Genomic DNA, 25,394 nt, shown 5'->3' on the forward strand with positions numbered 1-25,394 from the left:
CGCGACCGATAGCAGGAGATTGACATTGCTGGGCGCAATCCAAGCCCGATTTTCCGGTGCAGCGCGCAAGCGGCGCGGCGAGTTCCTCGTCCGCACCGTGAACCTGCCGCTCGACGCAAGGATCCTCGATCTCGGCGGCGGCACCGGCCGGCACATTCGCGCGATCCTGCCCCGCCATACCGACATCACGGTTTGCGATATATCGGCCGACGATCTGAAGGCGGCGAGCGAACGCTTCGGGTTCAAGACGGTGCTGCTGCGGGAGACCGAGCGGCTGCCGTTCGAGGATCAGGCGTTCGATTTCTGCTTCTGCTCGTCGGTGATCGAGCATGTCACCGGGCCGAAGCAGGATGTCGTGACGATCGAGAACGACACGGCATTCCGCGATATCGCGCGCGAGCACCAGAACCGCTTTGCCGGCGAGATCTCGCGGGTCGCGAAGTCGTTCTACGTGCAGACGCCGTACCGGTACTTTCCGATCGAGAGCCATACCTGGCTGCCCGGATTCATCGTCCTGTTGCCGAGGCGACAGCAGATCTCGTTGATCGAAACATTCAACGGCTTCTGGTTCAAGCGGACCGCGCCCGACTGGCACCTGTTCGACTGGGACGAGATGACGGAGACGTTCCCGGACGCGAAGATCTATCGCGAGCGATATCTCGGCATGACCAAGTCGCTGATGGCGATCAAGGCGTGAAGCAGGTAACTGCCCGCTGCATCAATTGTCGCGGCGGGCGAGGATATTGATCAGCGTGCCGACCGCGGGCCGGCGATCGAGCGCCGGCGGCAGCGGGGAGCCGGCAAAGCTGGCGCCGAGCATCGTGAGAGCATGTTGCCGCAGCAGGTTCTGCATCACGGCCGGCGTGGTGTCGAACTTGGAAAAGGCGAGGTAGCGGAACAGCGGCCGCGCCGACACGCGCGACGAAGCCGCATGCGCGAGCTTGTAGCCCTGGCGCAGCAGCGATCCGCGGTTGGGGATCGAGAGCAGCAGCAGTCCGCCGGGCCTGAGCACGCGATGGATCTGGGCGAGGCACTGCGCCACGTCGGGGACATATTCCAGCACGCTCGCGCAGAGCACGCCGTCGAAGGATCGATCCGCAAACGGCAGGCTTGCGATGGTCGGAATCTGCCGAAATGTGAGCCGTTCGGCCGGCGTGGCGTCGGCGGGACGGCCGCGTGCCGCCGCAATCATCTCCGACGAGGCGTCGACGCCGGTGACATCGCAGCCGCGCGCGGCGAGCAGGCGGGAGAGCGTTCCGGTGCCGCAACCTGCATCCAGCCAGCGCTGGCCCTCGAGGTCCGCGTTCCCGAGCAGATCGAACATCGCGGCCGTGCGCGCCTTGAAGGTGCGGCTCCGATGCAGCGTCTCCCACTCCGACGAGATCTCGTCGTGAAAGCGGATTTCGGGTCGGTCGCGGGTCTGGGCCATGGTGGCCATGGTGTTCCCTACCAGTGAAAGCCGCTCACTCTGGCCCGCACCTCGTCGGGCAATCCGATATCAGACAGTTCGAGCACCACCTGGTCGGGCCGGGTTACCTTCAGCGCCGCAACGAAACGCGGATCGGCCGTCGTCAGCACGATGATGTCGGCCCATTCGATTGTCGCCGTCACGTCGTCATGCAGCAGACCGACCAGCTCCGGGTTGCGCATCATGAAGTCCCGGTTGGCGCCGATCAGCTGCGACAGCCGAACGTTGGGGTCGTAGATCCGGATGTCGCGCCGCTCGCCGCGCAGGCTTTTGACCAGTTCGACGAAGGGGCTGTCGCGAACATCGTCGGTGCCGGCCTTGAAGCTGATGCCGAGAAATGCGATGCGGCGGCCGTCATGCGACAGGATCCAGTCGGCGCCGCGCGACATGATCATGTCGTTGCTCGGCAGGATGCTTTCGAGCACCGGCGTCGACAGTCCGCGGCTGTGCGCGAGGTGTTTCAGCGCCTTGACGTCCTTGGGCAGGCAGGAGCCGCCGAAGGCAAAACCCGGCCGCAAATAGGCCGGCGAGATGTTGAGCCTAGTGTCCTGCAGGAAGATGTTCATGACGTCGCGGCCGTCGATGCCGAGCGTCTTTGCGATGGTGCCGATCTCGTTGGCAAAGCTGACCTTCAGCGCGTGCCAGCTGTTGTCGACATATTTGACCAGTTCGGCGGTCTCGACCGGCGGCGTGATCTTGGCGCCGGGCAGATCCTTGTAGAGCGCCATGACGCGGTCGGCGGTTTCCTGGTTGAAGGCGCCGACCACGGTCTTGGACGGCGCGTTGAAGTCGGCAATCGCGCTGCCTTCGCGCAGGAACTCCGGATTGAAGGCGAGGTCGAAATCGCGTCCGATCTTGTTGCCGGAGGCTTCCTCGATCAGCGGTCCGACGGTGCCGCGGGTGGTGCCGGGCAGTACGGTGGAACGGATCGTCACGGTATGCGGCGCGTTCTTCGCGCGCAGCCCGCGGCCGATCTCGATGGCGACCTCTCGGATCGCGGTCAGGTCGAGATTGCCGTTGCCGGACGACGGCGTGCCGACGCAGACCATCGATATGTCACTGTTGACGATCGCCTCGGTGGCATCGGTGGTTGCGGTCAACTGACCCGTCGCAACCGCATGCGCCACCTTGTCCGAGATGCCGGGCTCAATGACCGGCGATCGGCCCTCGCGGATCAGGTCGACCTTCGCGATGCTCTTGTCGACGCCGATGATCTGGTGGCCAAGCTCGGTGAAGCAGGCCGCGCAGACCGTTCCGACATAGCCGAGGCCGAAAATGCTGACGTTCATGCTTCGACCTTCGACAATCCAGCGACCTGTGCGTGACCGCGTCGTGTTTCGCGTGAGTGAGGCGGCGGAGCGTTCAACGCGATGCCCGCCCGGCAGCTGCATTGGCGTTGACACCAGACGCCTGCGCGGTCGGCCGCTCCGCGGTGGTGGTCGCGCGTGGGGCGCGGCTCTGCCAGGGAAGCTTTCTGGCGAACAACGCCTCATAGGCGGCGAGCAGCTTCGGCTCCTCGTGCGTCCAGGACAATTCGCGCTCGACGCGGCTGCGGCCAAATGCCCCCATCGTCTGCCGCAGCGACGGATCATCGATCAGCGTGATGATCTTGCCGGCGAAATCCTGCGGGTCGTTCTGCGCCGCATAGAGCGAGGCGTCGAGCGCGGAGCGGCGGCCTTCGCGAACCTCGAACTGAACGATCGGCCGTCCGAGCGCCATGTACTCCATGATCTTGTTCATCGTGGAAATGTCGTTCATCGGCGTGACGCGGTCCGGATTGACGCAGACGTCGGCGGTCGAGAGCATCGTGAACAGCGCGTCATCCGCGACGGCGCCGGTGAAGTTCACGTAATCGGAGAGCTGCATCTCTTCGCAGAGCTTGACCACCGCATTCCACTCCGGCCCGGTGCCGGCGATGTTGAACTGGATGTCGGTGCGGCCGAGATCGTGCACGATGTGGCCGATCGACTGCAGCAGGAGATCGATGCCTTCCGACTGGCCGATCACGCCGACATAGCCGACGCTGTAGCGCCGGCCACGGCGCCAGGCCGGATCGGCGGGGCGGGAGCGCACCCGGTCGAGATTGGGGCCGGAGCGCACCACGAAGACCCGGTTGGCCGGCATGCGGCCGCGGGCGATCGCGATCTCGCGATAGGATTCGTTGGTTGCGATCGAGATGCTTGCGGTCTTGAAGGTGAGATACTCGACCAGCCGCAGCAGATGCCAGAAAAAGTCCCTGCGGCCGAATTTTGCTTCGTAGAGCTCGGGATTGACATCGTGATGATCGAACACGAAGCGCTTGCCGCCGAGCTTGAACAGCAGGCCGACCAGGAAGATCAGGTCGGGCGGATTGCAGCCATGGATCACGTCGAAGCCGTGCTTCCACGCCACCTTGATCGCAAGCCACGTCTCCCAGAACAGCGCGACCGGATATTCGATGAGATAGGCGGCGACCCCGCGCGCTTCCAGCGGCATCGGATGACGGTAAATGTGAATGCCGTCGAGGCATTCGTAGGATTCGTCATGGCCGCGGCCCTTCGGGCAGATCACCGAAACTTCATAGCCTGCCTGGCGCAGCGACGTTGCCTCGCACCACACCCTGCGATCGAAAGGAACCGGAAGGTTCTCGACGATGATCAGGATCCGCCGCGGTGATGGTTCAGCTCTCGACATCTGCGATGATCTATACCATTGACCTAACAACATCACAATCCGACTAACATCGGCATTAACATGCGCAGCTTCCATTTTGCAATCCCGCCGCGGATGTGACGGCGACGAGACACGGACATGGCAGGTAAAGTGAGGGATTGGGCACAAAGGGCGTCGATCGCACTGGTTTTGAGTGCGCTGGCGCCGCTGGCTCACAAATGGCCGCTGCAGTGGGCCGGTGCGGCGGCAAACGATGTGCTCAATGTGAGCCATGTGAACGTGGTGATCCCGCCGACGCTTTTCGGCATGACGATCAATGCGATCGGGCAGTCGCAGCCATGGCCGGCGCTCAAATTTGACGGCGTCCGCCTGTGGGGCGCGATCTACTGGGCGCAGATCAACCCGGCGCCCGGCATCTACAATTGGGCGCGCTTCGACGCCATCCTTGCGGCGGCGGAGCGCGAGCACGTCGATATCGTCCTCAATCTCGCCTTCACGCCGCGTTGGGCCGCGTCGGTGAAGGATGCGCCGCCGGCATTCACGCCCGGCGCAAGCTCGCCGCCTGCCGATCTCACATCATGGGATGAATGGGTGCGTGCGGCTGTTACGCGCGCCGCCGGCCGCATCAAATACTGGGAAATCTGGAACGAGCCCGAGGATCCCAAATATTACTCGGGCGATATCGCGACCATGGTCCAGATGCAGAAACGGGCCTACGAGATCATCAAGGCCAGCGATCCCGCCCTGACTGTGCTGACGCCGTCGTCCAACGGCACGCCGGACGGCTATCGTTGGCAACAGGCCTTCATGGCGCAAGGCGGCGGACAATATGCCGACGTCTTCGCCTTCCACGGCTATACGAGCGAACCCGAAGCGGTGATCGAAATCATCGCCCGCTTCAAGCAGATCCTCGCCGCGCACGATCTCTCCACAAGGCCGATCTGGGACACCGAGGCCGGCTGGTCGTCCCACGAGGACAACCCGGATGGCTGTCTGGCGCGCGCCTATATCCTGAAATGGATCAGCGGTGTCGACCGGTTCTATTGGTACGAATTCGCCGGCGGGGGCAGCGACTTCGGCAAATTGTGGGACCGGGCGCGTGGGCTGCTTCCGAGCGGAATTGCCTATCGCACAGTCCAGTCATGGTTGGTCGGCGCCAGCGTCGTGGCGGCAGACAGGACGTCGCCGTCGACCTGGCGCGTCGAACTCCGCATGCCGGATGGCCGCAACGGCTTGATCCTTTGGACCACCAGGGGGCGGTCGGTACATCGGGTCGACCCGCGTTTTAGCCGTTACCAGGGCCTCGACGGCGGCGAAGGAGCTGTCGCCAACGGTGAGGTCGAGATCTCGCCCAAACCGGTCCTGTTGCTGGAATGATAACGATGTTAAACCCCGGGTGATGAGATAACTATGACGATGTTCCCGGCCTCATTGCGGGCGGCGGACGCGATATAACGGGCACTGTTAACTTGAGGCGATTGAACCGACCGTGAAGCAGATCGCGCAAAACTATAAGAGCGGCGAGCTCAAGCTGATCGACGTGCCGGCGCCGCGCTGCCGCGCCGGCGGGGTTTTGGTGCGCACGGCATTCTCGGCGGTGTCGACCGGCACCGAGATGATGAAGTTCACCGAGGGGCGCCTGTCGCTGCTCGGCAAGGCGCGTGCGCGCCCCGACCAGGTTGCCAAGGTGGTGCGCTCGGTCCGCCAGCAGGGATTGCTTGCGACTTATCAGAAGGTGATCAACCGGCTCGATTCCTACACGCCGCTCGGTTACTCGCTGTCGGGCACCGTCGTGGAAGTCGGCGAGGGCGTCGGCGGCTTCTCGGTCGGCCAGCGGGTCTGCTGCGGCGGCAATCAATATGCAACCCACGCTGAATACAATTGGGTGCCGGTGAACCTCTGCGTGCCGCTGCCGGACAGTGCCGCGCTCGACCAGGCCGCGTTCACGACGATCGCCTCGATCGCGTTGCAGGCGATGCGCCAGTCGGAAGCCGGGTTCGGTGAGACCGCCTGCGTGATCGGCCTCGGCCTGATCGGGCAGATCATGGTGCGCCTGTTGCGCAGCGCCGGTGTCGTGGTCGTCGGGCTCGACAGGCTGGAGCCGCGCTGCCGTCAGGCGGAGGCGGCGGGCGCCGCGCTCTGTGCGGTCGCATCGGATGATACCGCGGCCGAGTTTCGCGCCCGGATCGATCAGCTGACCGCAGGCAACGGTGTCGATTGCGTGTTCATCACGGCGGGCAGCGACGATCCGGAGCTCGCGTCGCGTTCGGCCGCGTTGCTGCGCGACCGCGGCCGCATCGTCGACATCGGCAAATGCACGCTGAACCTGCCGTGGAACGAATTCTACGACAAGGAGCTCGACGTTCGCTTCTCGCGCTCCTACGGCCCCGGCCGCTACGACCCGCTCTACGAGGAGGGCGGCATCGATTATCCGATCGGCCATGTGCGCTGGACCGAGAAGCGCAACATGGAGGCGATCGTCGCCCTGCTCGCCGACGGGCGGCTCGATTTTTCGTCGCTGATTTCCGAAGTGGTGCCGCTTGAGCAGGCGACGTCGGCATTCGAGCGCATGAGCCGGGGGGAGGTCGGTCTCGGCATGGTGTTCGCCTATCCGGACGCCGCTCCCCGCGCGATGCAGATGGTCTATCGTCCGGCCGTTGCGCTGCGCAGCGGCCGGGTCCGGCTCGGCGTCATCGGCGCGGGCAATTACGCCTCCAGCATGTTGTTGCCGCAGCTTGCAAATAACGCCCGCGTCGATCTCGTCGAGGTCGCCACCAATACCGGCCTGAGCGGCGCTACCGCTGTGCGCAAGTTCGGCTTCGCGCGTGCCTCCACGGATGCGGCCTCGGTGCTCGAGGCCGACGACATCGATGCCGTGCTGATCGCGACGCGCCACGCCTCCCACGCCGACCTCGCGGCGCAGGCGCTGCGTGCCGGCAAGGCGGTGTTTGTCGAGAAGCCGCTGGCGATCGATGCAGATGCGCTCGATCAATTGGAGCAGGTGATCCGCGAGACCGGCAACAACAGGCTGATGGTCGGCTTCAACCGCCGCTTCTCGCCGCTGCTGCAGGGCATGCGCGCGGCGTTCGCGCCGGCAGGACCGCAGATGTTGCAGTATCGCGTCATCGCCGGCCCGCTGGAGAAATCATCCTGGTATCTGCAGGCCGAGAGCGAGGGCAGCCGCTTCGTCGGCGAGGGCGGGCATTTCATCGATGTGTTGTCCTGGTGGCTCGGCGCCCAGCCGGTGCGCGTCTCGGCGCGTACCGCGGGTAAGGATGTCGACAATCTCGTCGCCACGTTCGACTTTGCCGACGGTTCGGTTGCGAGTCTCAGCTATCTCACCGGCGGCGATCCGCGTGTGCCGAAGGAGGCGCTCGAAATATCGGCAAGCACCGGCTTTGCCGCCTTGGACAATTTCTCGGGCTTCGAGGTCTGGCACGCCGGACAGCGGACGGCGAAGAAAGCGCGGCTCGACAAGGGGCAGCGGCCCATGCTGGATGCCTTCGTTGCGTCAGTCGCATCGGGGGCCGCGATGCCGATCGGGCTCCCATCGCTGCTTGCGACCACCCGCGCAACGCTCGCGGTGCAGGAGAGCGCAGCCGCCGGGATGCCGGTCGATCTGACGATCGGCGCAGCGGAGCAGGGCGTCGCACGCGCCTTGACCGGCGTGAGATGAACCCGGCCTGGTATCTGCGCAGGCTGCAGCGCATGGAGCCGTCCGAGCTTGCGGGCCGGGTGAACGACCAGCTGCTGCGCCTGCTCTGGCGCATCACTCCCCCCGATATCGCACGACACGCCAGCGCCAGGCTTGCCCCAGGCCCGCGACAGCCGCGGCTGAAGCCGCTGCCCTTGCCGGCGTACGCTCCGCAGCAGGCCACCGGGCGGCTGATCCATGCTGCCGACCGGATTCTCGCCGGACATTGGCGGGTCTTCGCCAGAGTTCATGATGCCCTGGGCGAACGGCCGGACTGGTTCGTCGATATCAGAAGCGGCAAGCGGGCGCCTGCTGACATGTACGCGTTTGTGGTGCCCTATCGCGACGAGGCCGCGGTCGGGAACATCAAATACATCTGGGAGCCGTCGCGTCACCACCATCTCACGGTGCTCGCGTCGGCGTATTACCTGACCTCGGACGAACGCTACGCCAGGCGCGTGGCCGCGCATCTCACAAGCTGGTGGCGCGAAAATCCGTTTCCGCGTGGCCCGCACTGGATCAGCGGCATCGAGCTCGGCGTGCGGCTGATCTCGTGGGCCTGGGTGCGCCAGCTGCTGCAGAACTGGCCCGGCGCGCCTGCATTGTTCGAGGACAACGAGCAGTTCCTGACGCAGCTTTACGCGCATCAATACTGGTTGTCGCAGTTCCCGAGCCGTGGCTCCTCCGCCAACAACCACATCATCGCGGAGGCTGCCGGGCAGTTCGTGGCGGCCTGCGTGTTTCCCTTTTTCCGCGACAGCGCGCTGTGGCGCCAGAATGCCGCCAGGACGCTGGCAGACGAAGCTGTTGCGCAAACCTTCGCCTGCGGCAGCAATCGTGAGCTCGCGACCGATTACCACGGCTTTGTCCTCGAACTGCTGCTGGCCGCGGCAGTGCAGGGCGAAGCGTCCGGGCACCAATTGGACGAAATGGTCTGGACCACGATGTGCCGCATGAGCGACGTCATTGCCACCATGCTCGACGACCGCGGTCATCCTCCACGTCAAGGCGATGGCGACGAGGGCATTGGCCTGCTGCTAGACGATCACACCGGCAATCGCTGGCTCGGTTTGCTCGGCACCGGCGCGCGCCTGTTCGGTGATCTGCCGTGGTGGCCCAAGCTGCCGGAGTCCGATCTGCGCACGTTTTTTCTGACCGACGGCATCAAGGCGCGTGCGATCGCCGCGCGGCCCGCGGGCCGCCCGCATTTGCTTGATGAGGCGGGACAGACCTTTCTGGTCGATCCCGGCCGAGCGGTGTGGTGCCGCTGCGATCACGGCCCGCATGGCTTCGGCCGCATTGCGGGGCATGCCCATGCGGATGCGCTGTCGCTCGAATGCAGGATCGGCGGCGTCGATATCCTCGCCGACCCCGGCACCTATTGCTATCACGGCGATCCGCGATGGCGTGCCTATTTCCGTTCGACGCTGGCGCACAACACGCTCTGCCTGTTCGGGCGCGACCAGTCGGTGTCGGGCGGGCCGTTTCTCTGGACGCGGCATGCGCAGAGCCGGCTGATCGCATCGAGCGGCCTGGACGATCGTGATGCGGACGCAAGCTGGGTCGCGGAGCATTCGGGATATCAGGACACAGCAGATCGTCTCGTGCATCGCCGTTCGGTGCAATTGCAGCGTCTGGCGGCGCGGCTCGTCGTCACGGATATTGTGCTTGCCGATGAGGGACTTGCGGTGCCGGCGAGCCTCAGCTGGCATCTTGGTCCCGACGTCGAATGCGAGCTCGAGGGGCGTAACGCGCGCCTGTCATGGCCGGGCGGACGCGGCGAGCTCGAGCTGCCGGCGGCGCTCGGCTGGACGCTGTATCGCGGTGACGAAACCGTGCCGGCCGGCTGGTATTCGCCGTCGTTCGATCTCAAGGTGCCGGCGACGACGCTGATCGGCTCCGGAACGCTGGCCGCCGGCCAAAGCCTGGTGACGGAGCTGCGCTGGTTTCCCGAGCCGGCGCGCCGATCATGAAGATCCTGGTCGCTCACAACAGGTATCAGGGACGCGGCGGCGAAGACGTCGTGTTCGAAGCGGAAGTCGACCTGTTGCGCGACGCTGGACACAGCGTTGAGACGCTCACGGTCAGCAACGAAGCGATCAATTCGCTTGCCGCGCGGATCGCGACGACGCTGTCGATCGCCGATAATGCGGAGGGAAGACGGGCCATGGCGGAGGCGATCGGCCGCTTTCGCCCCGACATCGTCCACGTCCACAATTTTTTCCCGCTGCTTTCGCCCGCCGTGTTCGATGTCTGCCGGCAACAGCGCGTGCCTGCGGTGGTGACGCTGCACAATTATCGCAGCATCTGCACCGGCGGCATGCTGCTGCGCGACGGCCGCATCTGCCACAAATGCCTGGACCGCGGCCATCTCTGGGGCGTCGTGCACCGCTGCTACCGCGGATCGCTGCCGGGCTCGCTGGCCTCGGCCTACATGATCGCGCGGCACCAGCGCCGCGGCACCTGGACGCGTCCCGGTCTGCGCCTGATTGCGCTGACGCAGTTTGCCCGAACGTTGTTCACGCAGGCCGGCTTCGATGCCGGCCGGATCGACGTGAAGCCGAACTTCATGGCCGATCCCGGTGCACCCGATCCGGCGATGCCGCGCACAGGGCTGCTCTATGTCGGACGGCTGAGCCGCGAGAAGGGCGTCGGCGTATTGCTCGCCGCTGTTGCGGGGACCGGCATGCCGTTGCGGATCGTAGGTGAAGGACCGGAGCGCGCTGCGCTTGAGGCTCGGGCGCCCGCCAATGTCAGGTTCCTCGGCGCGCGCTCGCGTGCAGACGTCCTTCGGGAGATGGCGAGTGCCCGGGCATTGGTCGTGCCGTCACTATGGTACGAGGGATTTCCGATGGTCGTGGTCGAAGCCTTTGCGCAGGGTACGCCGGTGATCGCATCCGAGATCGGCGGACTTGCCGAGGTGGTGAGCGCCGGCAAGACCGGCGCATTGGTGCCGCCGGGCGATGCGGCCGGGCTCGGACAGCGGATTGTTGAACTTCTGGACGCCCCCGATCGCGCAACGGCATGGGGGCAGGCTGCGCGGACCGCCTATCTCGAGCGCTACGCGCCGGACGAGAATCTGCGGCTGCTCGAGGCCATCTACGCGCGCGCGGCCGCTGGATGATTGCCACAGACGGATGCCTTGCCCGTGATCGGTCGCCGTCTTGCCGGTTGCCGCGCTCTTGTCCCTAACGGGTTCCGACGAATCTAATGTTAATTTGTTATATTGGGCGCTTGATCTGGGTCCGCTTCGGCTTTAGCCGGGCGGCCGAATTGCCCGATTCTGTGATCGATTTCCCGGTTTTCGCCCGCTTGCCGCTCGCAGCCTGCAACCGGAGCCCGGCATAACGCCGCTCCGCTTGCCGGCCGGTTGTGAAGTTTGACGCTTTTCTGAAAAAGCTCACACGCGGCGCAGAAATATTTTTTCAGACCAGAAAATCCCGTCGAAGCGCGCGCAAAGGCTGCGAAATTCCGCGCCCTGGCGCCATCTTGGGACCGGATGAAACCCCGTATAATCACTACCCTTTTTTGCATCGCGGCTAACATTTGTGAGCTGCCTGCGCTGAATGTTAGTCAGCGACCGAGGCGCCGCTAAGTCTCACATAAGTCTCATGGAACCAGACGTTAATAGCGCATTGCTGATTGACACTCCGGTATTGCGGACTTAACAATGGACTTAACAAGTTCGTAACGTGTGTCCACATTTGAGCTGCGTCGCAACAAACTGGTTGTGATTCAACAGCTTACGTGCGGGCGAGCGGCTTGAATCCTCGTATCCCAAGCAGGGGCTACATCGATGGCGACTTACAATCTCGACCAGACTGACCTCAAACATGCGATCAACTCCACGATCGATCACGCGACCCAGCAACAGATTCTTGACTATCTGATCAACGCAGGCATCGGGTACACCAGCCCGGATGACGGCAGCTCGATCCCGGTGCAGGTAGGCGCCGGCATCAGCAACCCCGATCCGAACGCCAACGTTCTCGTCGAAACCAATCCGAATAACACTGTCACCACCGACGCCAACCTGAAGGCGATCATCGAGGCCACCAACAAGGACGTGACGCTGACGGTGAACGGCAGCACCCCGGTGCTGGTCGCGACCGGCAACGGCAACGATCAGATCTTCCTCAACAACACCGGCGACACCACGGTTTTTGCCGGCAACGGCAACGACACGGTCTTCGGTGGTGCGGGTCACGATTCGATCGACGGCGGCAACGGCAACGATGTGCTGATCGACAACGTCTCCGGTCACAGCACGCTCGATGGCGGCAAAGGCAACGATCTGCTGTTCGGCACCGGTGCCGACACCTTGAACGGTGGCTCCGGCAACGACACGCTCTACGGCGGCAGCTCGTCCGAGCTGAATGGCGGTACCGGCAACGACGTGCTGGTGTCCGGCAGCACCGCTGGCAATTCCAGCACGCTGGATGGCGGCAAGGGCAACGATGCGCTGTACGGCGGTGCCGGCAATGATCGCCTGTTCGGCGGCGACGGCAACGACACACTGACCGGCGGTTCGGGCAACCAGGTTCTCGAAGGCGGCAAGGGCAATGACGTCCTGATCGGCGGCGCGGGCAACAACCAGCTCTACGGCGGTGCAGGCAACGACGCACTTTACTCGAACTCGGATGCCTCGCACGGCTCGATCCTGGACGGCGGTGCCGGCAACGACTCGCTGTACGGCGGTGCGGGTGCCGACACGCTGTATGGCGGCGCCGGCAACGACCTGCTGGTCGGCGGTACCGGAACTGTTGCCGAGTACGGCGGCAGCGGCAAGGACGTGCTCTACTCGGGCAGCGATGCCTCGCATGCGACGTCGCTCTACGGCGGTGACGGCAACGACTCGCTCTATGGCGGTGCCGGCAACGACACGCTGTATGGCGGCTCCGGCAGCGACACGCTGGTCGCCGGCTCGGGCAACCAGACGCTGCTCGGCGGCGGCGGCAACGACTCGTTCGTTGGCTCCGCCTCCGGTACGGCCTCGATGGTCGGCGGCTCTGGTCAGGACTACTTCTACCTGTCGAACCTCCACAGCAGCGACACCATTGACGGTGGTGCCGGCAACAAGGACTCGCTGACCTTCCTGGATCACGCCTCGACCGATGTGACCGGTATCACCGCGGGCAAGGATGGTTCTCTGGACGTCAACTTCAGCAATGGCCAGGTGACGCAGATCAGCAACATCGAATACCTGATCTTCAACGATGGTCACTCGACCAAGCTGTAAGATCCCAGGTCTGCACTAGACTAGTTCTGCACTAAGCAAGGGCGCCGCCTCAACTCTGGTTGAGGCGGCGATTTTTTGCGATTACAGGTGGTGCTATCAAACGCTGTCTGATAATGTCGCAGTGTTGCTGCCTGCTCCAATTGTGAACCACCGAGATCATTTGAGTATTTGCTTAGAGATGATGTAGCGCGTCGAAGCAGGGGCTCCATCGATGGTGACGCAAAACCTGAACCAGACGGGGCTCAAGGTCGCGATCAGCTCCACGATCGATCACGCAGCCCGGCAACAGATTCTCGACTATCTGATCAGCGCGGGGATCGGTTACACCAGCCCCGATGACGGCGCGACGATCCCGGTCGAGGTGGGCGCCGGGATCAGCAACCCGGATCCGAACGCCAATGTTCTGATCGAAACCAATGCCAACAATACGATCAAGCTTGACCCCAATCTGAAGGCGATCATCGAAGCCACCAAGAGCGACGTGACGCTGACCGTGAACGGCGCCGCCCCGGTGGTAGTCGCGACCAGCGACGGCAACGACGATATCACCATCAACAACAACCGCGGTACCACGGTTCTTGCCGGGGCCGGCAACGATACGGTGTACGGTGGCGGCGTGGGCCACACCCAGATTTACGGCGACGCCGGCAACGACTGGCTTTATGGCAGCGACTGGTCGGACCTGCATGGCGGTAGCGGCGACGATACCCTGCTGTCCGGCAGCTCGCTGGACTCACTGGACCGGATCAACACGCTGGACGGCGGTAGCGGCAACGACGTGCTGTTCGGTGGCTGGGGCAATGATCGCCTGTATGGTGGCGCCGGTGACGACTGGTTGAGCGCGGGTTTCTACAACGAGACTCTCGACGGCGGCGCGGGCAATGACACGTTGGTCGCCGGCACGTACAGCGATCAGCTCTACGGCGGCGCCGGCGACGACCTGCTCTACGCGAACTTGTTTGCGTGGTACGGCTCGTTCCTGTCGGGCGGTGACGGCAACGACACGCTGGAAGGTGGTGCCAGTGCCGTTGCCGACACGCTGGATGGCGGCGCCGGTGATGACCTGCTGAAGGGCGGCGTCGCCACTGCTGCGGAGTACGGTGGCAGCGGCAACGACGTTCTCTATTCAGGCGCCGGTTATGGGCTCGGCACGTTGCTCGATGGCGGTGAGGGCGACGACACGCTGGTTGCCGGTGCAGGGTATAATCCTGCCAATATCGGTTCCGACACGCTGGACGGCGGTGCCGGCAACGACCTGCTGATCGGCGCTGCCGGGACTGTTGCGGAGTATGGTGGCAGCGGCAACGACGCGATCTACTCGCACTCCGATGCGGCGCACGGCACGATCCTGGACGGCGGTGCGGGCAACGACTCGCTCTATGGCGGTACCGGTGCCGACTCGCTGGATGGCGGCGCGGGCAGCGACCTGCTGGTCGGCGGTATCCGCACTGTTGCCGAATACGGCGGCAGCGGCAACGACGTGCTCTACTCGGGCAGCGATGCCTTGCACGCGACTTCACTCTACGGCGGTGACGGCAACGATTCGCTCTATGGCGGTGCCGGTGCCGACTCGCTGGATGGCGGCGCGGGCAGCGACCTGCTGGTCGGCGGTACCGGCACTGTTGCGGAATACGGCGGCGCAGGCAACGACGTGCTTTATTCGGGCAGCGATGCCTCGCATGCGACCTCGCTCTATGGCGGTGACGGCAACGACTCGCTCTATGGCGGTGCCGGCAACGACACGCTGCATGGCGGCTCCGGCCACGATACGATGGTCGCCGGCTCGGGCACGCAGACGCTGATCGGCGGCAATGGCGGTTCGTCGTTCGTCGGCTCCGCCACCGGCACGGCCTCGATGGTCGGCGGCTCGGGTCAGGACTACTTCTACCTGTCCAACCTCCACAGCAAGGACACCATCGACGGCGGCGCCGGCAGCAAGGACTCGCTGACCTTCCTGGATCACGCCTCGACCGATGTGACCGACATTAGTGCGGGCAAGGACGGTTCTCTGGACATCAACTTCAGCAATGGCCAGGTGACCCAGATCAGCAACATCGAATACCTGATCTTCAACGAGGGTCACTCGACCAGGTTGTAAACATCCCAGGCCTTCACGAAGTGAGGGGGCCGCCTCGACCTCGGTTGGGCGGCCCTTTCGTCGGTGTGCGAACACGGTGATCGGAACTTGTCGATCATTCGGCGTCGGATCGGGCGAGTTCCGTCTCAAGTTCCGCTCCAGGCATTCCGTTAACGGACGTTAGAACGTTAGTTCGTCACATTCGGACCACGTAGCTTTTGTAAAGGCGTGTGGCTCGCTCGATTGAGTGGTGCCGTGGCCTTTCCCGCGGCGCCGGCAACTTTGGTCAAGACGAGCGATCGCTGCAGAAATCAGCCGCTTAATGCGCGAACCGCGGAGCTCTCGAATTGGCCAAGAAGAAAATGCTGAACGCCGGTGCTGGATCGACGGTTGCCAAGCGGATCCAGCCGCTCCTGACGTCGCATGAGTGGGAGGAGGTTCGCCTCGATGTCGACGGCAGCGTGTCTCCGGACATCGTCGGCTCGATTACCGATCTCGCCAAACTGTGCCGGCCGGCCTCGTTCGACGCGATCTGGTGCTCCCATCTGATGGAGCATCTCTATGCCCATGAGATACATCCCACATTCGTCCAGTTCCGCGAGGTTCTCAAACCGGACGGATTCGCGCTGATCATGTCGCCCGACCTGGAGGCGGTGGCTCAGCACATGCTGACCCAGGGTCTCGGTGCGGTCGCCTATGTCTCGCCGGCCGGTCCGATCCGGCCACTTGATATGATCTACGGGCATTCCGGCGCGATCGAGCAGGGACGTCACCACATGGCGCACAAGACCGGGTTTTCGTGCGACCGGATGGGAAACCTGCTGCTGAGCGCCGGGTTTCCGACGGTGTCCGTTCGCAGCGGGAACTTCGAGGTCTGCGCCTTGGCGCTCATGCCGGAGGCCGAGGAGAGGCGGATCCGGCCGCAGCTCGAGGCCTGCGGCTTCGACTTCCGGGAGACGGAGATCGCCGCCCCGTGATCGTCGATGTTAAATAATGTTATAATGGTTCCGTGGTTAAACCACCGGTAGCAATGGCCGGAACTGGCTTCTGTGCTTGTTGCGACACATATCTTTTCGGAACCATGCGCTGAAAATGCTGCGTTAGCGAACTAACAGTGATAAGTTATATCTCGCTAGGGACCGGATCTTGCGCAGTCGAAACCTCGAGGCTTCCATGACCAAACACCTCTCGCTCGTCGGCGCACCTTCGGTGGAGGCGCTGCCGCCCTCGGGTCTCGCCTGTCTCGTCATCGTGGCAAGACAGCATGGTTTGCACCTGACCCCGTCCCAGCTCATCCATGATAATCTCCTGGGCGACCAGGAAGTCACGCTTGCCGAGCTTTTGAAGTGCGCGAATTCCTCGGGCATGACGGCAAAGGCCGTCACGCTGGACTGGAAGGGGCTGAGCCATCTCAAGCGGGCGCTGCCGGCAATCGTTCGCCTGCGCGATGGCAGCCACATGGTCTTGCTGCGCCTCGAAGGCGATGAAAACAGCACCCGGGTGGTCTTGCAGGATCCGAACGCGAGTGAGGATGCGCTGCTCGTCATCGATCAACCGCGCTTTGAGGACATCTGGTCGGGTGACGTCGTCATGGCCAAGCGCGATTACGAGATCTCCGACGAGACCCAGCCGTTCAGCTTCGGCTTTGTCACCGCATTGCTGTTCCGCGAGCGGCGGATCCTGCGCGACGTCGCGATCGCGGCGCTGATCCTGGGCTTCATGGGCCTGGCACCGATCATGTTCTGGCGGCTGCTCTCCGACAAGGTCATTTTCTACAAGGCCTACAACACGTTCTACGTGCTGTGTATCGCCATGTTCGTGGTCATCATGTTCGAGGCGGCATTCACGTTCCTGCGGCAGTATCTGGTGCAGCGCTTGACAGCCCGCCTCGACGTCAAGCTGTCGACCTACGTGTTCGAGAAAGTGCTCAATCTGCCGATCGACTACTTCGAGCAGAACGCGGTCGGCCTGATCTCGCGGGACATCCGCGAGGTGTTTCGAATTCGCGGCTTCCTCACCGGGCAGTTGTTCGGGACCGTTCTCGATTCGACGACGCTGTTCTTCTTCCTGCCGGTCATGTTCTTCTTCAGTCCCATCATGACGCTGATGGTTCTTGCCTTTGCCGGGGTGATCGTAACCTGGCTTGTCCTGATGCTGCCGACCTACCGGAAGAAGTCCTCGGCAACCCTGGCGGCCGAAGGCGCACAGGGCGCGTTCCTGATCCAGAGCCTGAACGGCATGCGGACCATCAAATCGCTGGCGCTCGATACGCGGCAGCGCCACATGTGGGATGTGCTTGTGGCGCGCGTCGCCAAGGCGCGTCTTGCCGAAGGCCTGACCGGAACCGCCATCCAGACGGTGGTGCGCCCATTGGAACGGTTGGCGGTGAGTGCGCCCTATGCGTTCGGTGTCTACCTGGCCGTGTCGAGCGGCGATCCGGTCTATGTCGGCGCGCTGTTTGCCTTTCTGATGCTGTCGCAACGTGTGGCCGGCCCGCTGATGCAGATGGCCCAGCTCATCAACCAGTACGACGAGGCCCGCACGGCGGTCACGATCGTCGGCAGGCTGGTGAATCAGCCGCCCGAGGAGGGACGTTCCGGCCATGGCGTGAGGGTCCCGCTCAAGGGACTGGTCGAATTCTCCGGCGTCACGTTCAAGTACAAGGGAGCGGTGTCGCCGGCGCTGAACAACGTCTCGTTCGAGATTCCACTCGGCACGACGCTGGGCGTGATGGGCAAGAGCGGCTCAGGCAAGACCACGATCACGCGGCTGTTGCAGCGGCTGCACTCCGACTACGGCGGCTTGATCAAGGTCGACGGCATCGATGTCCGCGAATACGATGTCGACCATCTCCGGCGCAACGTCGGCGTCGTGCTGCAGGAGAACTTCCTGTTCAGCGGCACGATCCGCGAGAACATTTCAGCCGCAAAGCCCGATGCGACCTTCGACGACATTGTCAGGGCGGCGCGTTTGGCCGGTGCCGAGGAGTTCATCGACAAGCTGCCGCGCGGCTACGAGACCTATATCTACGAGGGATCCACGAATCTTTCCGGCGGGCAGCGTCAGCGCCTCGCGATCGCACGCGCGCTGATCGTCAATCCGCCGATCCTGATCCTGGACGAAGCGACCAGCGCGCTCGATGCCGAGAGCGAGACGATCGTGAACGCGAATATTTCGCGGATCGCCCAGGGGCGCACGCTGATCATCATCTCGCACCGGCTGTCGTCGCTCACGAAGGCCGACGCGATCCTCGTGCTCAATCGCGGCGTGGTCAACGATATCGGGCGCCACGACGAGCTTCTGGAGCGAAACGACATCTACAGCTCGCTCTGGTACCAGCAGAATACCCATCTGGTGCCGGCGGGCCGCAACGAGAAGAACTTCAGGAGTCCGACCCTTGTCTCCTAATCAGGCTTCGCTCGCGACCGTTCGCCAGTTCCAGTCCGAAACCGATGCCATCCGCGAGGCGGCTGAGCCGTTGCTGGCCCGCGCGACGCTGTTCGTGCTGTCGGCGTTCATGGTCTCCATCGTGGCGATCATGTGCTTCACGCGCGTCGATCGGGTCATCACCAGCGTGGGCGGCCGGATCGTTCCGGTCGATCAGATCAACGTGCTGCAGGCCCTGGACGCGTCGATCATCAAGACGATCGATGTTCGGGAAGGTGAGCAGGTCGAGACGGGTCAGCTGCTCGCAACCCTCGACTCGACCTTCACCGTGGCCGATGTGACGCAGTACAAGCTGCAGATCGCAAGCCTTGACGCACAGGTTGCCCGCGACGAGGCCGAATTGTCCGGAAAGCCGCTGACATTCGGTCAGTCCAACGATCCGGAAGCCACCCGGTACAACGCCTTGCAGAAGGCGCTCTACGACCAGCGCGTCGCCCAGTACAATGCGCAGGTGAACAGCTTCGACTCCAAGATCAGTCAGACCGAAGCGACGATCCAGAAGTCGAAGAAGGACGACGAGCGCTACAGTCAACGTGCCGAGATCGCCGGCAAGATCGAGGACATGCGCTCGACGCTTGCCGAAAGCGGCAGCGGGTCCAAGCTGAACCTGTATCTGTCACAGGATAATCGCCTGGAGTTGTTGCGTCAGATCGACAACACTCACAACACCTTGCTGGAAGCGCAACATCAGCTGGAATCGTTGAAAGCCGATCGCAAGGCCTTCACCGAGCAATGGAATGCGCAGCTGAGCCAGGATCTGGTCACGACGCGCAACAGCCTGGATACCGCCCGCTCAAACTATGACAAGGCCATCAAGCATCAGGACCTGGTGCGATGGACGGCGGCCGAGCCCTCGGTCGTCCTGACCCTCGCCAAGCTTTCGGTCGGGTCGGTGCTGAAGCCGGGCGATCCCTTCATCACGCTGATGCCGCTCAAGACGCGGCTCGAGGCGGAGATCCAGATCCTGTCGCGCGACGTCGGCTTCGTCCGGCCGAACGACCCCTGCACCATGAAGGTCGATGCGTTCAACGCGGCGGAGCACGGTACGGCGCAGGGCAAGATTCGCTGGATCAGCGAAGGCGCCTTCACGACCGATGATGACGGAAAGCCGGTCGATGCCTACTACAAGGCGCGATGCTCCGTCGACGAGACCAACTTCAAGGATGTTCCGAGGAATTTCCGCCTCATTCCCGGCATGACGTTGCAGGGCGATGTCAATGTCGGCACCCGATCGGTGGCAATGTATCTGCTCGGCGGCATGCTGCGCAGTGCAAAAGAAGCAATGCGCGAGCCATGATGGTATCGACGCGATCCCTTCTCGACTTGCTCCGGCCCGGTTCCTCCCGTTCAGACTCTTCGCAGTTTGAACGGGGACTGGAGGCTTACGAGAACCGGCAATATCTCGAGGCGCTGCGCTTGTGGCGGCTTGCGTCGCGAGCGGGCAACCCGGAGGCGGATTACCGGATCGGGCTGCTCTACGCGAGGAACGAGGGCGTCATCGGCAACATTCCGGACGCGGTCGCATGGTATGAACGCGCCGCCCTGAACGGACACACCGAAGCGCAATTCCAGCTTGGCTTGATCTACTTCCACGGGTTTCAGGCCGCGCTCGGACCGAACAGGCCCGAGATGTGGCGGCAGTCCACCGCAGCGCGGCTGGGTGACAAGGCCACCAACCTCCACGATCTGGTGTTCCCGAACGGGATCGGCGTGCCGAGGGACCTCGACGCCGCCTTCCTCTGGATGTCGGTGGCGGCGGAGGCCGGCAAGGCGGACGCACAGGCGCTCCTGGGCGACATGTACGCCAACGGGCAAGGCTGCGCCAAGGATCACGCTGTTGCCCTGCGCTGGTACGAGGCCGCGGCCGAGCAGAAGGCGGCGGCCGGCGAATTCGCGCTCGGTGACGTGCATTATCAGGGACGCGGCGTTCCCGTCGATTTTGCGCAGGCCGCGATCTGGTATCAAAAAGCCGCGGAGCGTGGGCATGTCCGCGCGCAGGTGGCGCTCGCCTTCATGTGCCTCAAGGGCACCGGACTTCCCGAAAATGTCGAAGAAGCCGCGCGGCTGTTCCAGAGTGCCGCTGCGCATGACGATACCATCGCGCTCTACAACATCGCGCTGTTGCGGCTGAGCGGCAAAGGGGTGGCCAAGGACCTCGACAAGGCCGAGACCGCGCTGCGCAAGGCGGCACGGAAGGATTACCTGCCGGCGATCCAGGCGCTGGCCGAGTTCTATGCGCTCGGCACCGCAGCCGAGCCGGATCTGCGCGAGGCGGCGTACTGGTACGAGAAGGCGGCCGAGCGCGGCGACGCGCAGGCGCAGTTCTTTACCGGGCGCTTCTACGCCACCGGCACCGGCGTTCCGCCGAGCATCCGCCAGGCTGCGAAATGGTTCGAACGCGCCGCCGAGAGCGGCCATGCCACGGCGGCCCACAACATCGCGGTGTTCTATCTCAACGGCAACGGCGTGACGCGCGATGTCGCGGCCGCGATCAAGTGGTTCGAGCGCGCGTCAGAGGGAGGCATCAGCGCCGCAGGCGTGCAACTCGGCCGGCTCTACGCGGCGGGCAACGGTGTGCCGCGCGACCAGGTACGCGCTGCCGAATGGCTCAGCAAGGCTGCCAAGGGCGGCGACGCCGATGCAAAGACGGCCTATGCCCTGTTTCTCATCCAGCAGGAGCCATCCGAAGCCGGTCTTGCGCAGGCACGCACGCTGCTCACCGATGCCGCCGAGGTCGGTCATTCCGCCGCGGCATTCCAGTTGGGCGGGCTCCACATGGGAAGGTCCGGTGGCGCCGTCGATCTACCGGCCGCGGCGCAATGGTTCAAGCGCGCGGCAAGTGCCGGCCATGTCGAGGCCCAGCACACGTTGGCGTTGCTGTATTCCGATCCCAAGAGCGCCCTCAAGGATCCGCAGGCGGCCGCCGGCTGGATCGTCAAGGCCGCCGAAGGCGGCAGCGCCGCAGCGCAGTTCAAGCTCGCGGTGATGTATTGCACCGGGCAGGGCATCGAGCAGGATCTTGCCCAGGGCGTGAAATGGTATGAGGCCGCGGCGCGCCAGGGCCACACCACCGCGCAATACAACCTTGCCGTGATGCTCGGACGAGGACAGGGCCGCTACGCCGATCCGGCGAAGGCGGCCGAGTGGTTCGCGGCAGCTGCGGAGCAGGGCATGGCCGAAGCCCAGCTCGCCATTGGCGATGCACTGCGTGCCGGCAACGGCGTCGCGCAGGACCGCGATCAGGCGCTGCGTTGGTATCGACAGGCGGCGCAGCAGAACAACGAAGGTGCGCTGCGTCGTCTGCAGGCGATGGGCGAGAGCGCCGGCTGAGATTGTTGGAGGCGGACATCACGTCGCGCGCAAGCAATGACAGAGACGGTGAACGGCTTTGTTTTTGGGCGCGAAGGCACGGAAGCGTGCATGTCCGCGTGACAATCTGGGCAGAACTAACAATGGCTTTCATATCGACGATAGAGAGATTGCGTTAATGTGGGTTCGCGGAATAAATGCTCATTGCACCTCTGGTTGTGTGAAGATGATCGATAAGAACCGAGAGGTCACGATCTGGAGCGTGTCAGGCAATGTGATCCCGGGATCGAACGTCCGCGTGACCGGGAAAGAAACTGGAGCCGGCGTTAAACGTTGGCAGGAGATTGAGTGGCAATGAACAAGATGGTCGAACGGAGCGTCAGGGATACGAAGGATATGTTGCCCGTTGCCAGTCCGGTTCAACAGGAAGATCATCCGCAGAGCCTGTTCCTGGATCCCGATATCAGCGATCTCCAGTCGGGATCGCGGTTGCGTGGCGCGATCCTCGAATATTCAGGGCGGGGAATCTCAGGCTGGATTGTCGATGCCCAGTCGCCAGCTTCAACGGTTTCGATAGCGCTCTTTGTCGCTTCCCACTGTGTCGAAGAAGGACGCACCGGCCGATCCATGCCGGCCCGCATCGGTCCGCGGAGCGTGATTGGACGTCCCGGATTCCGGATCGATCTATCCACGCCGGGTGTGCGCCGTCGGCTGGCGCGCGCCCTGCGAAACACGCTCGTGGAGCCCAAGCATGCGCAGATCTATCTGCGCATCAGCCTGAACGATGGCGAATACTACGAGATACCGCTGTTCGAGAATTTTACGCCGAGCGAAGTGGTCGTAGCGTTAGGCTTCTCGATCGAAGACTACGACGATCTGCTGTTTCCGAACAACGACAACAGGACAATCGCCGGACCGGCGGCCGCCGCCACCAAAGAGGTGCGCTACATTTGCTTCTACCTGCCGCAATTCCATTCATTTGAAGAAAATGACAGGTGGTGGGGACCGGGGTTCACCGAGTGGACCAATGTCGCGCGCATGCGTGCCCAGTTTCCGGCTCACGAATCGCCATGGTTGCCGGCCGATCTTGGATTCTATGACGTCCGTCTGCCGGAGACGCGCCGTCAGCAGGGTGACCTCGCGCGCAAATACGGCATCGATGGATTTTGTTACTACGTCTACTGGTTTCAGGGGCGAAGGCTGCTGGAAAAGCCGCTTCAGCTGCTGCTCGAGGACGGCGAGCCGAACCTGCCGTTCTGCCTCTGCTGGGCAAACGAGAACTGGTCCCGCCGGTGGGACGGCTCCGATGCCGAGCTCCTGTTGGGACAAAATCACTCGCTCGACGACGATGTCCGCTTTATCGACGACATGGCCGACCTGCTGCTCGATGAGCGCTACATCACTGTCGATGGTCGAAAGATCATCGTCGTCTACAGGCCGTCATTGTTGCCGGACAAGCAGCGTCTGTTCGAGATCTGGCGCGAGAGGGCCAGAGAGCTTGGAATCGGCGAGCTGCTGATTTGCAATGCGATGACCTTCGGAGAGTTCGATCCGCGTGACGTCAATTGTGATGCTGCGATTGAGTTTCCGCCGCACACAGTCTCGACGCGGGAGGTGCCGCCGGCCGAAGTCGATGCGCCGCCGACCTTCGCCGGAAAGGTGTACGACTACGTCGATGCGATGCGATCGTCGATCGGCAAGACCTACGATTTCCCGTTCTTTCCTGCCGTGATGCCGCGCTGGGACAATACGCCTCGCAAGGGCGCGCGCGGTCACGTCTTCACCAGGTCCAGTCCGGAGGCGTTTGAGGTCTGGCTTCGCGACGCGACGTTGCGCGCCAAGGGCAACAGCTTCTCCGAGTCGTTGGTGTTCATCAATTCCTGGAACGAGTGGGCAGAGGGGGCTCATCTCGAGCCGGATTCGCGTCACGGACGGGCATTCCTCGACGTCGTGCGAAGGGTGGCTTCGGCCGAGCCGATTTCGGCGCAGATCCGGAATAGCCCGGATCTGCTGGATTGCCTGAGCAGGCAGGAGCTCGAGTGGGCGGTGAAGGAAGCCTCGACGCATGTCGAAGTGCTGGCAAACCTGCACCGATCGGGTCTCACTCATTCGGGCGTGCAGCGCGTCAGAAGCGGCACGCCGGTCGAGGCAGAAGGCGCGTCCGACAATCCGGCAGGTTCATTGCTGGTCATCGAGAACATCAATTCGCAGACGGGCGAGCGGGTGATCGTTGATCCGCGCTTCGAGATACTGGTGCGGGGATGGATCTGCGCGGGCAATACGTTCGAAGCAAGCCGGCAACGAACGGGATTCCTGGTGCTGTCGGCGTTTGCGCCGGATAGCGCGGTCAATAGCGGGTACTGCCTGATCGTTGATTGGCACGAGCGCGTGGACGTGAAGGAGTATATGAAGGCCGAAAGCAAGGACTGCTATTTCGGCTTCCAGCTGTCCTTCTCGATTCGGGATTTGCCGGATGGTGAATATCAGCTCGCGGTCCTGGAGGTCGGCGACGGCGCCAGCGCGCTGGTGCGGTCCCGCCATTCGATCATCGTGAGACGTTGAGGTCGCGGCCGATGCTCGCAAGTGTCGTCATCGCGTGCTACAAGCACGAGCAGTATCTCGAGGAATGCCTCGAGACTGTCTATCAGCAGACTTTTGCCGACATCGAGCTCGTCATCGTCGACGACCACTCGCCGGACAAGAGTTTTGAAGTCGCGCAGAAGGTGATCAAGAAGCGGTCGTTCGGAAAGCGCTTTGTCTCCTGCAAGCTGCTCAAGAACCCGCAAAACCTCGGCGCCCACTACACCTGGAACAGGGCATTGTCGCTGACGAGCGGCGACATGATCTTCCTTTTGAACTCGGACGATGCCTTTTCGACGGAGCGGGTTCGGCAGTTCGCGGATCAATATGCCAATGAGCGGCTGTTCTTCGGCTTCTCGGCCGTCGAGCCGATCGACGAGCACGGCAGGTCGATCAGCAACTACCAGTTTCCCACGCGCCTGCGCTATGCAATCGATCGGGCCCAGATCGCAGGTGCGCCGCTATCATGGACGTTCCTGGATTCCCAGATTGCCGCGTCGACCGGAAACTTCGTCTTCAGCCGTGAGCTGCTGCGGCAGGTGGGCTGGCTCGCCGACCTCAAATACTGTCACGACTGGGACTTCGCCCTGCGCGCCGTCACCAAGGTCGAGCCGACCTATCTCGAGACCGATCGCTATCTGTATCGACTTCACTCGACCAACAGCTTCCGAAGTCTGAGCAAGGTGGCGGAGAGCGAGACGAAGGCTTGCATGGAGTCGTACTGCTTGAATGCGATCTCGTCGCGGCCGCAAAACAAGACCTGCCTCAGCCCGTCCAATTTCGGCGATTCGTTCTATGACTTCGTGAAGCTGCACCCGAACTTCAATTATTGGGTCAAGCAGATCTACGCGCCCTATCATCCGGAGCATAGGACGGTGGAGTCGAACGATCGCACCAGGCCGCTTCGCTGGCGCTGATCGAGGGCAAG

General features: G+C 63.3%; 16 protein-coding genes. 13 read left to right on the forward strand and 3 right to left on the reverse strand.

Annotated elements, in window-relative coordinates; translation table 11 throughout:
* The first annotated feature begins 25 nt into the window (after nucleotides 1–25).
* A complete protein-coding gene (locus JQ573_RS07600) occupies nucleotides 26–697 on the forward strand; it encodes a class I SAM-dependent methyltransferase (protein WP_212311028.1) in 672 nt (223 codons plus the stop codon).
* Nucleotides 698–718: 21 nt separating this feature from the next.
* On the opposite strand, the gene JQ573_RS07605 is transcribed toward JQ573_RS07600, so the two are convergent.
* The 3 genes from JQ573_RS07605 to JQ573_RS07615 form a co-directional block, all read right to left on the reverse strand.
* Nucleotides 719–1,438 (reverse strand): bifunctional 2-polyprenyl-6-hydroxyphenol methylase/3-demethylubiquinol 3-O-methyltransferase UbiG, encoded by a 720-nt coding sequence (locus JQ573_RS07605; protein ID WP_212311027.1) that lies wholly within the window; start codon nucleotides 1,436–1,438, stop codon nucleotides 719–721.
* Between the two features lie 8 nt (nucleotides 1,439–1,446).
* Nucleotides 1,447–2,757, reverse strand: a complete 1,311-nt coding sequence (locus JQ573_RS07610; protein WP_212311026.1) for a nucleotide sugar dehydrogenase — start codon at nucleotides 2,755–2,757, stop codon at nucleotides 1,447–1,449.
* A 73-nt stretch (nucleotides 2,758–2,830) separates the two neighbouring features.
* Complete coding sequence (locus JQ573_RS07615; RefSeq protein WP_212311025.1) at nucleotides 2,831–4,141, reverse strand: glycosyltransferase family 4 protein; 1,311 nt, start codon at nucleotides 4,139–4,141, stop codon at nucleotides 2,831–2,833.
* Between the two features lie 117 nt (nucleotides 4,142–4,258).
* Here JQ573_RS07615 and JQ573_RS07620 point away from each other — a divergent pair, with 117 nt between their 5' ends.
* The 12 genes from JQ573_RS07620 (at nucleotide 4,259) to JQ573_RS07675 (ending at nucleotide 25,383) form a co-directional block, all read left to right on the forward strand.
* Complete coding sequence (locus tag JQ573_RS07620) at nucleotides 4,259–5,497, forward strand: glycosyl hydrolase (protein ID WP_212311024.1); 1,239 nt, start codon at nucleotides 4,259–4,261, stop codon at nucleotides 5,495–5,497.
* A gap of 112 nt (nucleotides 5,498–5,609) precedes the next feature.
* Nucleotides 5,610–7,796 carry a bi-domain-containing oxidoreductase gene (locus JQ573_RS07625; RefSeq protein ID WP_212311023.1) on the forward strand — a complete coding sequence of 729 codons (2,187 nt, stop codon included), beginning with the start codon at nucleotides 5,610–5,612 and terminating at the stop codon, nucleotides 7,794–7,796.
* A complete protein-coding gene (locus tag JQ573_RS07630) occupies nucleotides 7,793–9,787 on the forward strand; it encodes an alginate lyase family protein (RefSeq protein ID WP_212311022.1) in 1,995 nt (664 codons plus the stop codon). The genes JQ573_RS07625 and JQ573_RS07630 overlap by 4 nt, the downstream gene beginning before the upstream one ends.
* The gene (locus JQ573_RS07635; RefSeq protein ID WP_212311021.1) at nucleotides 9,784–10,938 is read left to right on the forward strand and encodes a glycosyltransferase; all 1,155 of its coding nucleotides are present in this window, start codon (nucleotides 9,784–9,786) and stop codon (nucleotides 10,936–10,938) included. The genes JQ573_RS07630 and JQ573_RS07635 overlap by 4 nt, the downstream gene beginning before the upstream one ends.
* Nucleotides 10,939–11,610: 672 nt before the next feature.
* Complete coding sequence (locus tag JQ573_RS07640) at nucleotides 11,611–13,053, forward strand: calcium-binding protein (RefSeq protein WP_212311020.1); 1,443 nt, start codon at nucleotides 11,611–11,613, stop codon at nucleotides 13,051–13,053.
* A gap of 211 nt (nucleotides 13,054–13,264) precedes the next feature.
* Nucleotides 13,265–15,151, forward strand: a complete 1,887-nt coding sequence (locus JQ573_RS07645; RefSeq protein WP_212311019.1) for a calcium-binding protein — start codon at nucleotides 13,265–13,267, stop codon at nucleotides 15,149–15,151.
* A 341-nt stretch (nucleotides 15,152–15,492) separates the two neighbouring features.
* Entirely contained in the window at nucleotides 15,493–16,107 is a 615-nt protein-coding gene (locus JQ573_RS07650) for a methyltransferase domain-containing protein (protein ID WP_212311661.1), read from the forward strand.
* A gap of 196 nt (nucleotides 16,108–16,303) precedes the next feature.
* On the forward strand, nucleotides 16,304–18,538 hold the full coding sequence (locus tag JQ573_RS07655; protein WP_212311018.1) for a peptidase domain-containing ABC transporter: 2,235 nt from the start codon (nucleotides 16,304–16,306) through the stop codon (nucleotides 18,536–18,538).
* A complete protein-coding gene (locus JQ573_RS07660; RefSeq protein ID WP_212311017.1) occupies nucleotides 18,528–19,874 on the forward strand; it encodes an HlyD family type I secretion periplasmic adaptor subunit in 1,347 nt (448 codons plus the stop codon). The genes JQ573_RS07655 and JQ573_RS07660 overlap by 11 nt, the downstream gene beginning before the upstream one ends.
* Entirely contained in the window at nucleotides 19,874–21,907 is a 2,034-nt protein-coding gene (locus JQ573_RS07665; protein ID WP_212311660.1) for a tetratricopeptide repeat protein, read from the forward strand. The genes JQ573_RS07660 and JQ573_RS07665 overlap by 1 nt, the downstream gene beginning before the upstream one ends.
* Before the next feature lie 333 nt (nucleotides 21,908–22,240).
* Complete coding sequence (locus tag JQ573_RS07670; RefSeq protein ID WP_212311016.1) at nucleotides 22,241–24,448, forward strand: glycoside hydrolase family 99-like domain-containing protein; 2,208 nt, start codon at nucleotides 22,241–22,243, stop codon at nucleotides 24,446–24,448.
* Between the two features lie 11 nt (nucleotides 24,449–24,459).
* Nucleotides 24,460–25,383, forward strand: a complete 924-nt coding sequence (locus JQ573_RS07675) for a glycosyltransferase family 2 protein (RefSeq protein WP_212311015.1) — start codon at nucleotides 24,460–24,462, stop codon at nucleotides 25,381–25,383.
* Nucleotides 25,384–25,394 lie beyond the last annotated feature (11 nt).

Source organism: Bradyrhizobium sp. AUGA SZCCT0105 (assembly GCF_018129565.1).
In the GTDB taxonomy this organism is placed as follows: domain Bacteria; phylum Pseudomonadota; class Alphaproteobacteria; order Rhizobiales; family Xanthobacteraceae; genus Bradyrhizobium.